Genomic DNA, 12,596 nt, shown 5'->3' with positions numbered 1-12,596 from the left:
GGACCGCGGGATTCATCCCGCTTGGACGGACTTGGCGAACCCGTCCCAAGAGCGGGTCAGATCATCTGACAGAAAAAGCCGACACCCACATGGAGTGCCGGCTTTTGACTTTAGAAAACTCAGGTCTGTTAGAAGTCGAACTGGTCGATGTTCTCCTTCGTGAAGGCGAAGGGCGTGCCGAGGAGGATGTTGTCGCCCTCGATCTTCATCGTGCCGAGCTTGCCTGCCTTGAATTCGGTGTCGCCGGGCTTCAGCTCGCCCTTGGCGAGAGCGGCGGCGGCCTGGATGGTGAGGTAGCCGAGGTCTTCCACCTTCCAGAGGATCACGGCCTGGGTGACGCCTTCCTTCACGTAGGCGCGGTTCTCGCTCGGCAGGCCGAGGCCGACGACCTTCACGGTGCCGGTCTTGCCCGCCTGCTTCACGGCCTCAGCCGCGCCGGGGACGCCGGGCGAGCAGACGGAGATCACGGCCTTGAGATTCGGGTGGGCGCTGAGGAGGTTGGTGGTTTCCTGCTGGGCCTTGTCCTTCAGGTCGTCGCAGGGCTTGATATCCACCAGCTTCATATTCGGGTACTTCGCCGCCTGGTGCGCCTTGATCGCGTCGATCCAGCCGTTCTGGTTCGCGGCGGTGAGATTCGCGGTGATGATGGCGAAGTCACCCTCGCCGCCGATGAGCGAGGCGGTGTTGTCGAGCAGCGCCTCGCCGATGCCTTTCTCGGTGGCCTGGTTCACGAAGAAAGTGCGCGCGTCCGGTTGCGCGTCGGCATCGTAGGTGATGACCTTGATGCCCGCGGCCTGGGCCTTGCGCAGCGCGGTGGAGAGGCCGTCCTTGTTCTCGCTGGAGGCGGCGATCACGTCCACGCCGAGCGAAATCCAGTTTTCCACGATCTCGTTCTGTTTCGCGGGATCGGAGTTCGTGGGTCCGTCGAAAAGGAACTCGGCACCCAGCTCGTCGGCGGCGGCGCGGGCGCCTTTTTCACAGGTTACGAAGTACTGGTTGCCCTTGCTCTTCGGCAGGAAGGCGATGGTGAGGCCGTCGCCCTTGCCACCGGCGGCTCCGCCGGAGGGCTTGCAGGCGGACAGGAAGGGCACGGCGCAGAGCGCGAGGGAGCAAAGGATGCGTTTCATGGGTTCGAGGGTTTTTCAGGGGTTGGTGCGGCGCGACAGAACGCGGGATCCCGCGGGATGCTTTCATGTCCCGGCACGCGATCGCCGGGCCGCGATCGATTTCAGCACCGGCACGGCGGCCAGCGCCACCAGCAGCAGCACGCCGGTGAGCATGCCGGACATTTCATTCGAGACGCTGGAAATCGGACGGTCGAAGATCTCGTGCGCGGTGATGCGCTTCAGGCCGTTGTTCAGGATGGCGATGGCCAGGTAGCCGAGCAGCGTCCCGGCGATGGTGCCGGAGCCGCCGAAGATGCTGGTGCCGCCGAGCACCACGGCGGTGATGGCGAGCAGCTCGTAGCCGATGCCGGCATTTGCCCGGGCCTCGCCGAGGCGGGACACCAAGATCACCGCGGCCAGCCCGGCGACGGCTCCGGCGAGGATGTAGGCGAGGCTCACATTCCGCTCCACCGGGATGCCCGCGTAGCGCGAGCCCTCCGGCGAGTAGCCGATCGCGCGGAAGGACCGCCCGAGAGTGGTGCGGTGGACCAGCAGCCAGATGCCGATGGCGACCACGAGGAAGATCCAGAGCTGGGCAGGGATGCCCGCGATGTCCGAGTTCCCCAGCGCGAGGAAGGACGGCGAAAAGCCGGAGTAGGACTTCGAGCCTTCCGTGAGGGCTTCGGCGAGCCCGCGGAAGAGCGAGAAGGTGCCGAGCGTGACGATCAGCGGCGGCAATTTCATCCGCGCGATGAGGAAGGCATTCAGCCCGCCACCGAGCGCCCCGATGCCGATGGAAAGCACGCCCGCGAGCAGGGGCGACATCTCCGCCTGCTTCACCAGCATGCCGAAGCACACGGCGCACAGGCCCATCATGGAGCCCACGGAGAGATCGATGCCACCGGTGAGGATGACCGGCGTCATAGCCAGGGCGAGCAGGCCGATCTCCACGGAGTGGCGGAAGATATTCGAGACATTCGCACCGTCGAGGAACCTGCGCCCGAGCTGCTGGAAGAGGATTACCTCCAGCACGATGACGGCGAGCAGCACGAACTCATGGCGCGCGAAGAGGCTCTTGAGGGATGATCTTGCGGAAGTCATGCGGTGGCTTTCTTCGTGCGTTTCATCCCGTCGGCGACCACGGCGAGCAGGATCACCAGACCCTGGATCGCGCGCTCCCAGTAGGGCGGCTGGTGGAAGTGGGTGAGCGCCGGATTCACATTGGCGAGCAGCAGCAGGCCGAGCAGCACGCCCCACAGGTTTCCCCGGCCGCCGGTGATCGCGACGCCACCGACCACCGCGGCGGCGATGACCTTCAGCTCCAGGCCGTCCCCGGCATTCGGCTGGACCTGCGGCGACTGCACGAGATTCAGGACGGAGGCGATGCCCGCCAGCGCGCCCATCAGGACGAAGACGCCAAAGGTGGTCCACTTCGGATTGATGCCCGCGAGCCGTGCGGCCTCGGCATCGGTGCCGACGGCATAGACATGGCGGCCCGCGGCGAGGTGCTTCATCGTCCACGCGGCGGAGACGAGCAGCGCCACGGCGACGGCGATGACGATGCCCTGGCCGGTCGCCTGGCTGAGGCCGAACCACTGGAAGCCATCCGGCAGGGTCATCAGGCGGCCCTGTTGCCAGAGGCGCAGCAGTTCATTCCACGTGACCATCGTGGCGAGCGTCACGACGATGCTCGGCAGCCCGAGCCAGGCGATCAGCACGCCATTGAAGGCCCCCATCACGACTCCGGTGCCGACGGCGGCGAGCACGGCCACGGGCAGGGGAAACCCGGCCGCGGCAACGACGCCGGCCACCACGCCGCACATGCTGAATTGCGCGCCGATGGAGATGTCGATCTGCCGCGTGATGATCACCAGCGTGATGCCGATGGCCGCGACCAGCGCGGGCATCTGCGAGGTGGTGCGGGAAAGCAGCGGCTGCAGGTCGTAGAAATTCGGCGCGAGGATGCCCAGCGCCAGCAGCAGCAGGGCGAGCGCCCCGGCCACGGTGATCTCGCGGGAGTGCTTGCCGTTCACGCGACCTCCTTTCCGCGGTTCTGGCCGAGCGCGGCCGCCATCACCTCGGGCGCGCCCGTGCCGCCGGGAAGTACGGCGGTCACCGTACCTTCGCGCATCACGGCGATGCGGTCGCTCATGCCGAGCACTTCCGGCAGGTCGCTGGAGATCATCAGCACGGCCAGGCCGTCTTTCGCGAGGCCGCGGATGATGCGGTGGATCTCGCTCTTCGCCCCGACGTCCACGCCCTGGGTGGGCTCGTCGAGGATGAGCAGCTTCGGCTTCGTCGCCAGCCAGCGCGAGACGCTGACCTTTTGCTGGTTCCCGCCGCTCAGGCTGCCACCGGGAGCCTCGGGTCCGTAGGCCTTGATGCCGAGGTCGCGGATGAAGTCCTGCGCCATTGTCGTCTCCGCCTTGAAGCGCAGCCACGTGCCGGGGAAGAGCACGGGATGCACGGCCATCGTGATATTGTGCGCGATGGGCATCTCCAGGATCACGCCATGGCGGCGGCGGTCCTCGGGCACGTAGGCGATGCCACGCGCGATTGCCTCGCGTGGATTGGAAATCGTGAGCTTCCCGCCATTCAACGAGATCTCGCCGGAGTCCGCGGGCGTGATGCCGAAGAGCACGCGCGCCAGCTCCGTGCGGCCCGCGCCGACGAGGCCCGCCATCCCAACGATCTCCCCGGCGCGCACTTCCAGATTCACGCCCTGCACGCCACCGGCGGCGCAGGAGACGTTCTTCAGCGAAAGCACGACCTCGCCGGGCTCGCCCTCTGCGGGCGGGTAGAGTGCGGCGACCTCGCGGCCGACCATCAGCTTGATCATCGCGGCCTCGTCGAGGTCATCGACGCGATTCGTGCCGACGCTCTCGCCATCGCGCAGGACGGTGACGCGATCGGCGAGGGCGAAGATTTCCTCCAGGCGGTGCGAGATATAGACGACGCCCACACCGCTCTTCCGCAGGTCGCGTACGACGGCGAAGAGCAGGTGCTGCTCCTTCTGCGTGAGCGATGCGGTCGGTTCGTCCATGATGACGATCTTCGCGCCGGACCCGAGAGCACAGGCGATCTCCACGAGCTGTTGCTCCGGCATCGAGAGCGAGCGCACCTCGGCATCCGGCGAGATTTCCGCGCCGATGCGCTTGAGCAATTCGGCCGCCTTTTCCCGCTGCGCGGCATGGTTCACCCGGGCGAATGCGGATCTCTTCTTCAGCCGCAGGCCGATGTTCTCCGCGACGGTGAGGTCGGGGAAAAGCGCGGGCTGCTGATAGATGCAGGCGATGCCCAGCTCGCGAGCCTTCGACGGCGTCAGCGAGCGCAGGGTCTCCCCGTCCACCACCAGCGTCCCCTCGTCCGGGGCATGTGCGCCGGTGATGACCTTGATCAGCGTGGACTTGCCCGCGCCGTTCTCACCGAGCAGCGCATGGACCTCGCCCGGCAATAGCTCGAACGACACGCCCTTCAAGGCGCGCACGGCGCCGAAGGATTTGCGGATGTCGGAGAGTTGGAGGATGGGTTTCAAGGCGATGAACTAGTTCTCGGAGCTTCTTGAATCGCTTCCCACTGTGTTCGGCTTTGAAGCTTGTCTGCGAGGGGTCCAAGAAACAGCGAGATTAAGAAAATCGGGTAATGGACGACTCCGAATCTCTCCAGATGGTGCCTCAAGGAACCGTGAAGCCGCCTTGAAACAAGGAGCAGGACAATTCCAAAGATCCATAGGGCTGCCGACCATACTAAGGGAGTATTTGTCGAAAATCCGATGCCAAGGGCGGTGCAACCCAATCCAAGGATCAGTAGGAGGGTAAGCCACGGATCTTTTTCGCGGGTCACCTTCATCGCTGGAATTGAGTAGATACCTCCGAGAACGATCCCGAGCATGGGAAGCGCGAAGATGACAATGACTGCATTCTCGATCAGTTTCTTGGAGATCACCAAGACGTTTTCTAACTATAAAACGTCGCGATAGAACGCCAAAATTGAAGAGCTTTCGATACGCGATTCACATCACGCGTAGCTGTGCTCCGTCGCGATCCCGAGCTCCTGCCTGCGCTTGGCGCGCTCGGCTCCGGCTTTCTCGGCGTAGCCGCTGGCGCGGTGGGCGAGGAGAGGGTCGGCGGCGAGGCCCTTCGCGGTGCGCCAGGCGGCGATCGCTTCCGTGACGTCGGTGTTGAATGCCTTCTTCAAGCAGAGCTCGGCATCCACGATGTCGCCCTTTGCCTGGGCGGCGAGCAGTGCCTCGTGATCGACCAGCGCGGCTTTCGCGTAGAGCTCCTGTGCCGTGCAGACCGTCTGGATCATCGCTTCGATCTTCGGCTTCAGGTTGTGAGACTGGTCGATCATGTACTCGATCTCCGGATACACGCCGCCGCGTTCCCACGCGAAGAGGTGGATCTCGTGGAAGATGCGGAAGATCTGGTAGGGATCGATCGAGCCGAGCGTGAGGTCGTCGTCGGCGTAGCGGCGGTCGTTGAAGTGGAAGCCGCCGAGCATGTCCTCATCGAGCAGCCATGCGACGATCTGCTCGATATTCTGTGAAAGGTAGTGGTGGCCGGTATCGACGAGCACCTTTGCCTGCGGGCCGGCCTTCTTCGCGGTAAGGAAGGACATGCCCCAGTCCGCGAGGTCGGTCTGGTAGAAGGCGGGCTCGAAGGGCTTGTACTCCACAAGCATGATCTGGTCCTGCGAAAGATGGCCGTGGGCCTCCTTCAGCGCGGACTCGAAGCGGTGCTTGCGCGCGCGGATATTGTCCTGCCCGGGGTAGTTCGTGCCATCGGCGAACCACAGCGATACCGCCTTGCTGCCGGTCACCTGGCCGAGCTTGATGCAGTCGATGATGTGCGCGAGCGCCTGGTCGCGGGCGGCTTCGAAGGGGCTGCCCACCGAGCCGAGCTTGTAGGCTTGGTCTTGGAAGAGATTCGGATTGATCGAGCCGATGGCGATGCCCAGCGACCCTGCCTTTCTGGCCACCGCGGCGGGATCGGTGCCCGGAGCGAAGTCCCACAGCACGTGCGTCGCCACGGTCGGGCAGCAGCCGGTCAGGCGATGGACATGCGCGGCGTCGGCGAGCTTGTCATCAAGGTCGATCGCCGCGGCGGGCTGGTGGAATTTCCCGAATCGGGTCCCGGTGTCGGAGTAGCCCCAGGACGGGGTTTCGATGCGGAAAGAGTCGAGGGCGCGATGGATGGATTCCTTGGGATTGGACATGGCTGCAGACTTGGGTTCGGCGGCGCGAACGCGATAAGGTAACGTTTCTTATGAATCCGCAAGAATTTTCCAAGTCTTCACCCGCAGGGGCTATTTGGTGGTCGCAGGCAGCCCGTAGCCGAGGAATTTCGCCTTCGATCCGGCCTTCGGCAGCTTGAAATCGAAGACCCCGTAGCCCTCGCGCTTCGTGCCGCGGTAGGTGCGGCCATCGCTGGCGCCGACCATCACGGGCTTTCCGGTCGCCTTCTCGTGACCGAGGAAAATCTGCACGTGGGACACCGGGACCGTGCGGCCGTCCTTTGGCTCGTAGGTTCCGGACCAGAACATCAGGTCGCCCGGCTTCATGTCCTTCAGGGCCGCATCTTCGGTGGAGGTAATGGAGGAGGACACTTCCTTCAGCGCTCCGCGATCCTTCACCCAGGTGAATTGCGCGGCGGACGACCTAGGTGGCTGGATGCCAGCCTGTTGCAGCACGAAATAAACGGACCCGGAGCAATCCAGCCCGCCGCTCTCCGGCTCCGCACTGCCAAAGCGGTAGCGCAGCCATGTATCCCGCGCCGCCAGCTCCAGTGCCTCGTCCACGATCTTCTTTCGCGTGCCCTCCAGGGCCGCGTATTCCTTCAGCTCCGTCGCAGCGATCTTGCCGGGACGTGCCGGTGAGGGGGCATCCGCCGCCGCTGCGGGCAGCGCGGCCAGCATGAGGAGAATGGACAGTTTCACCCCTCACCCTAACACCGCTCCCGGGCCGGGGCGAACGGAGAGTTTTTCGCGCCGAAAATCCGAGGGAATTTGAAATCCCAAACCGTTCTCGTATGCGTTTCCCACGTTACATGAAAAGCGCCCACCTCCTCGCCGTCGCCCTCGTCGCGCCGCTATCCGCCCAAGACTTCTCGAAAATGAAGACCGACCAGGTCTTCCAGCAGCTCTGCTCCGGTTGCCACGGGCAGGACCTCAGCGGAGGTCAGGGCGGCTCGCTCATCGATGGCGAGTGGAAGCACGGCAGCAGCGACGAGGAGCTGATGAAGTCCATCAAGGAGGGGAACGAGCAGCTTGGCATGACGCCCTTCAAGACCGTGCTGGACGACCGCCAGATCCGCTCGCTGGTCATCTTCATCCGCGAAAAGGAGAAGCAGGCGAAGGAGCGCGGCATCGAATTCCCCAAACCCGAGCTGGGCAAGGTGACGAAGACCCAGCACGAGGACTACAAGATCGAGATGGTCGTCGAGAAGGGCCTCCGCACCCCGTGGGCCATCGCCTTCCTGCCGGACGGCCGCAAGCTGGTGACCGAGAAGCAGGGCCGCCTCCGCATCATCGGGGCGGATGGCAAGCTCGTGGAGGAGCCGGTGAAGGGCATCCCGACCATCATCGACCACGGCCAGGGCGGCCTGATGGAAGTGGCCGTCCACCCGGACTATGAGAAGAACGGCTGGATCTACCTCGGCTTCGCCGATGGCACCCGCGACGGCGGGGTGAAGACCATCACCGCCTACGTCCGCGGCCGGATCAAGGACGGCCAGTGGACGGACCAGGAATGGATCTGGAAGGCGGACCAGAAATTCTACAGCGGCGTGGGCGTCCACTTCGGCACGCGCCTCATCTTCGACAAGGGCTACATTTACTTCCCCGTCGGCGAGCGCGGCGGCTGGCACGAGGCGCAGGACGTCGAGAATGCCAAGGGCAAGATCTACCGCCTGCACGACGACGGCCGGGTCCCGGAGGACAACCCGAAATTCGAGGGCAAGACCCCGGTCCCAGGCCTGTGGTCGTATGGTCACCGTAATCCCCAGGGCCTGGACATCGACCCGCGCGACGGCTCCATCTACAGCACCGAGCACGGCCCGCGCGGCGGTGACGAGCTGAACCTGATCCAGCCCGGCCACAACTATGGCTGGCCCGTCATCACCTACGGGATGAACTACGACGGCACGCCCATCAGCGGGAAGACGCACGAGGAAGGCATGGACCAGCCGGTGATCTACTGGCAGCCCAGCATCGCGGCCTGCGGCCTCTCCTTCTACCGCGGCGACAAGTTCCCGAAGTGGAAGAACGACCTCTTCGCCGGCGCCCTCGCCCAGCAGGAGATCCGCCGCCTCCGCATCGTGGACAAGAAGGTGACCGAGCAGGAAGTCATCCTGAAGAACATCGGCCGCGTCCGCGACGTCACCGAGGCCCCGGACGGCTACATCTACGTCCTCCTCAATGACCCCGACCGCGTGATCCGCCTCATCCCGGCGGAGTGATATCTATCTACGGCGAATATCAGGGAGGGGGACAAATCGGTATGGAGTTGTGCTGACACATGGAGCAGCGTCACTCCAGTCAATGCCCCCCTCCCCACATTCGAGAGCCCTGTTGCCATGGACGCGCTTCTGGTCGCCGAGGAAAGATCGAGTCCATGGAACGTCGAGCCAGTTTTTCGAAGATCCGCACGGCTTGTTTGGGAAGAATCTGCATCCCCAAGCGGTAACCATTTCACAGATCGCGCCTGAGACCGGGCTCTTGGTTCTTTGTGGTGAGCCCGGTTTAGGGAAAACCACGGAGTTGGAGCTACTGCGTGATGGGCTCATGGCATCCTCCGGGCCGAAGGACCGGTTGATCTTTTTGAAAGCCCGCGATTTCGAGTCGATTGCCGACTTTCAGAGTCACCTCGAGGGGCATCCTTTTTGGCCAGATTGGCTTTCAGATGGAGATCGGTTGACCATCCTATTGGACGGCTTGGATGAAGGGTTGATCCTGATGCCGGCCTTCGTGACGAGGCTCAAGCCCTTTCTTGAGTCAAAGCCCACGGACAGGCTGCGATTGATCCTCTCTTGCCGTTCGTTTGAATGGCCGGAAGCGGAGGGTAATCAGTTGGCGTCTTTATGGAAGAGAGAGGAAAATACCGGGTTCATTTTCGAGCTTGAGCCTCTTCGCCGGGAGGATGCGCGCCTTGCGGCAGAGCAGAAGGGGCACGATGGGGACAAGTTCATCGAAGCCGTCCACAGGGCAGATGTCGCCTCGCTCGCTTCACGTCCGATCACCCTGTTTCTTCTCCTTGCTGAGTTTCATGGCGAGGAATTCCACACCGTCTCACGACGGCAACTTTACAAGAACGGTTGTCGGCGTCTTTGCGAAGAGAGTAATCCCGAACGCGCGCGCCTTCTGCGCCGCTTCTGCTCTACCGATGAGAAACTCGATGCTTCTGGCAAGCTGGCTTGCGGGCTCCTACTCGGTGGCAAGAATGCCATTTGGCACCCGTCGACTCGTTCACCTGAGCCAAGTGGTAATATATGCGGCGCAGCAGATCTGATCCGCAGCGGGTTGCTGCTAGACAACTCGGTGGACCATTCCCTAGCAACGGGCCTTTTTACTGCATTGGGGGGAGATTGCTTCGGCTTCACCCATCAAACCTTTGCGGAGTGCCTGGCGGCTCAGTCCCTTTCCAAGCTCCCGCTGTCCCAGCTCCGAAACTTACTTTGCGCGACAGATCCGGCGGACGGTGCCGAATATGTGATTCCGCAACTTGTCGAGCTTGCCGCATGGGTCGCTGGCGACCACAGCGGCTTCTTTGCACATCTGGTCGAGATCGATCTAGGCGTGCTGCTTCGCAGTGGAGTGGCTTACGCCGATCCGGAACAGAAGGCGAAATTGGTTGAGCGGATATTCGATTTGGCAGGCAGGAACCAATTCTTCGATGAGTCGGGGTATTGGCGCTTCTGGAGTGATCTGGATCATCCCGGACTTCCCGGTCAGTTGATCAATATACTGACGGCTCCATTTGGCCATTCGACGGTACGGAGAATCGCAGTGGATATCGCAGAAGCATGCCGCCGTTCAGAGATGGTTCCAACGCTTCTAAAAATCCTCGAATCAGAGGAAGGAGACCAGTATTTCCGACGTTCTGTCGCCGACGCCTTGTGTAGTTCGATGCCGGACGATCGCTTGGCTGAACTAGAGTCTTTGGTTCGGGGAGAGGTGGGAAGTGATCCTGATCAATCCATCCTTGGCCATGCTCTTCAGAGGCTGGTGCCCGCACACCTCTCGGTCACCGATGTCCTGCGGTTCATCGGAAAGACGAAGGACCCCAATCATTTCGGCAGCTATTGGCGAGCCTTGGAAGAACTGCCCAAGCACATAATGGATCATGATGTTCTCCCGGGACTTCGGGCGATCCAAGCGTGGCGCGGCGGATTTTCTTCCACCAGTTTTCGGAGAAAGCTCTGCATGGCCTTTCTGTTGTGGGGTCTGTCGCGCATTGACGAACCAGCAATCTGTGAGGAATTGGTGAAGCTCTGGACAGACAAGGCGAGTAACTTTCGGGAATTCTTCAGGACGGGTGCTAAGGACGACGACGACTTCGCGAAGATGGAGGACGAGTCGAGGCTGAAATGGGTTGCAGCAATCATAAATTCGCCCTCTCCAGAACTAGATGATCGAATCGACCACCTCACTTGGGAGACTTACAGGCTAATTAAGCAGGATGATTTTTGCTGGGTATTGGATAACTTGCTGAGTTCGGGAGCAGAGGCGGCTCCCCGTTGGGCGGAGGCTGTCCAGCGAATGATTTGGGATGAGAAAGTCAGAATAGCTTCCTGGGATGAGTTCATCACGGCTTATCGCTGCTCACCTCAGCTTCAAGATCGGATGAAATGGATTGAAGAAGTTTCAATTGATACTCCTTCTCGCCGCAGTGAAAAAGCTGGGTGGCTTTGGCGTGAGCGAAGGTTCGAACGGATTCAGAACAGGCGTCCTCAAGTCCGTCCAAAATTAGAAATAGAAAATGCTATTGCTAAGATATCTGGAGGTGAGTCATGGGCGTTCATCAATCTGTGCTGGGCCCTTTCTTTGGACGAGACTGGTCGATCACGCGGTTTCTCACACCACGAGATCGTCAACTACCCGGGTTGGTCTATCATTTCCGATCAGGAGAAAGAATTTGTGAGTATTGCTGCGCGCAGGTTTTTGATGGAGCGATCAGATGGTTGGGAAGAAATGGGATGTCGCACAAACTATTTCGATCCCGGTGTGGTCGCGATTTGGATGCTTCGGGGCGATATTGAATCGGACGATGCCCTCTGCAAGGCTGTCGAGACAAAGTGGATCGAGGCAATTCTGGGGATTTGGGATTCATCTTCTGAACATGCAAAGGAACTCTTTGCTCTAGCTTACAGGATCAATCCGGTGCGCGCTATCAATGGCTGGATTCGGGAGGTTCGACGGGCTTGCGAACGGGATGGTCACCCATTCGCAATTCGAAGGGCACAAGATTGCTTCGACGAAATACTCGCCAAGGAGCTGATCAATCTCTTCATCGGCTTGAAGCATTCTCGGACCGTGAGTATGGCGATTTACGAGCTCAGGGAGTTTGACGAGACTTTGTCTGGGGAGCTGGCGGCATATCTCTTGAGCAGAGCGCTTCGGGCACGGCGACCTGACCACTCGATGGTGGAGGAGTTGATCATCGCGGGAATCGGAACGAATTCTCGGTCCCTATGGCGGTCTGCCTATCAGGTGCTCAGTTCACAGCCCGAACTCGGCAAGCGGGTCATTCTGTCGGTGGCAGATGGCGTTGAATTGCGGAACAAGAATGTCACTGAGAATCTAACCGAGGATGAGATCGCCGACTTTTACCTTTTGCTTTGCCGATTGTTTCCGCATTCGGAAGATCCCGCGGAGCGATCTGGTGAGATCACTCCCCGACGTGCTGTTACCCACCTTCGGAGCGGGATATTGGATTCTCTCGCGGGACGCAGTAATAGGGCAGCATGCTCTCAACTGAGGCGTCTCGCCGTAGCGCTGCCCGATCAGGCAACATGGCTCCTCCGCCGTTGCCAGCAGACATTGAGCTCTTTCCGTCGGAATGAGTGGCAGCCGCCGCTACTGTCAAATCTTGCTGCGGTCTTGCTTGATGATCGGATGCGTTTCGTCCGCGACAGCGGAGATCTCATGAACTTGGTGTTGGAATCATTGGATGCGCTTCAACGCCATCTGAAGGGAACAACACTGCCTGCGGTGGAAGATCTCTGGCAATGGGAGAGTGGAGGACTTCGCAGGGCGAATTTCCGCCATAAGGATGAGGAGGCAGTTTCAGATTACATTGCCCGCTGGCTTCGAGATCGGATTGGCCAGCAGTCCAGGGTGGTGGTGAATCGTGAGGTCCAACCACGCCGCGGTCTACGAACCGACATTCTCGTCGAAGCTTGGAGCTTGGTTCCTGAGAAGCCGTCTGAAAAATAACTCATGCTGTAATTCTCGCCAGCATGCGCCTCGACATCGACAGGTGGATGAGGGCTT

At 61.3% G+C, this 12,596-nt stretch carries 9 protein-coding genes; 2 read left to right on the top strand and 7 right to left on the bottom strand.

Annotation, left to right across the window (positions count from 1 at the left end; all coding sequences use genetic code 11):
* Positions 1–128: 128 nt before the first annotated feature.
* The 7 genes from OKA04_RS03595 to OKA04_RS03565 all read right to left on the bottom strand — a co-directional run bounded on the left by OKA04_RS03595 (position 129) and on the right by OKA04_RS03565 (position 7,043).
* Positions 129–1,127, bottom strand: a complete 999-nt coding sequence (locus OKA04_RS03595; RefSeq protein ID WP_264499759.1) for an autoinducer 2 ABC transporter substrate-binding protein — start codon at positions 1,125–1,127, stop codon at positions 129–131.
* 63 nt (positions 1,128–1,190) lie between these two features.
* On the bottom strand, positions 1,191–2,207 hold the full coding sequence (locus OKA04_RS03590) for an ABC transporter permease (protein WP_264499758.1): 1,017 nt from the start codon (positions 2,205–2,207) through the stop codon (positions 1,191–1,193).
* On the bottom strand, positions 2,204–3,139 hold the full coding sequence (locus tag OKA04_RS03585; protein ID WP_264499757.1) for an ABC transporter permease: 936 nt from the start codon (positions 3,137–3,139) through the stop codon (positions 2,204–2,206). Before OKA04_RS03585 ends, OKA04_RS03590 begins: the two co-directional genes overlap by 4 nt.
* Positions 3,136–4,641 carry a sugar ABC transporter ATP-binding protein gene (locus tag OKA04_RS03580; protein WP_264499756.1) on the bottom strand — a complete coding sequence of 502 codons (1,506 nt, stop codon included), beginning with the start codon at positions 4,639–4,641 and terminating at the stop codon, positions 3,136–3,138. The genes OKA04_RS03585 and OKA04_RS03580 overlap by 4 nt, the downstream gene beginning before the upstream one ends.
* Positions 4,638–5,051, bottom strand: coding sequence for a hypothetical protein (locus OKA04_RS03575; protein WP_264499755.1), 414 nt, complete (start codon positions 5,049–5,051; stop codon positions 4,638–4,640). The genes OKA04_RS03580 and OKA04_RS03575 overlap by 4 nt, the downstream gene beginning before the upstream one ends.
* Before the next feature lie 72 nt (positions 5,052–5,123).
* The gene (locus OKA04_RS03570) at positions 5,124–6,323 is read right to left on the bottom strand and encodes a sugar isomerase (protein WP_264499754.1); all 1,200 of its coding nucleotides are present in this window, start codon (positions 6,321–6,323) and stop codon (positions 5,124–5,126) included.
* A gap of 90 nt (positions 6,324–6,413) precedes the next feature.
* Positions 6,414–7,043, bottom strand: a complete 630-nt coding sequence (locus tag OKA04_RS03565) for a C40 family peptidase (RefSeq protein WP_264499753.1) — start codon at positions 7,041–7,043, stop codon at positions 6,414–6,416.
* A 110-nt stretch (positions 7,044–7,153) separates the two neighbouring features.
* On the opposite strand from OKA04_RS03565, the gene OKA04_RS03560 reads away from it, so the two are divergent.
* Together OKA04_RS03560 and OKA04_RS03555 are read left to right on the top strand one after the other, a co-directional pair.
* Positions 7,154–8,563, top strand: coding sequence for a PQQ-dependent sugar dehydrogenase (locus tag OKA04_RS03560; protein ID WP_264499752.1), 1,410 nt, complete (start codon positions 7,154–7,156; stop codon positions 8,561–8,563).
* 112 nt (positions 8,564–8,675) lie between these two features.
* Positions 8,676–12,539, top strand: a complete 3,864-nt coding sequence (locus OKA04_RS03555; protein ID WP_264499751.1) for an NACHT domain-containing protein — start codon at positions 8,676–8,678, stop codon at positions 12,537–12,539.
* The last annotated feature ends 57 nt before the right edge of the window (positions 12,540–12,596 follow it).

This window comes from Luteolibacter flavescens, assembly GCF_025950085.1.
Lineage (GTDB): Bacteria > Verrucomicrobiota > Verrucomicrobiia > Verrucomicrobiales > Akkermansiaceae > Haloferula > Haloferula flavescens.
Note: the sequence above shows the minus strand (reverse complement) of the source record. Positions and strands in the feature narration are given on the sequence as shown.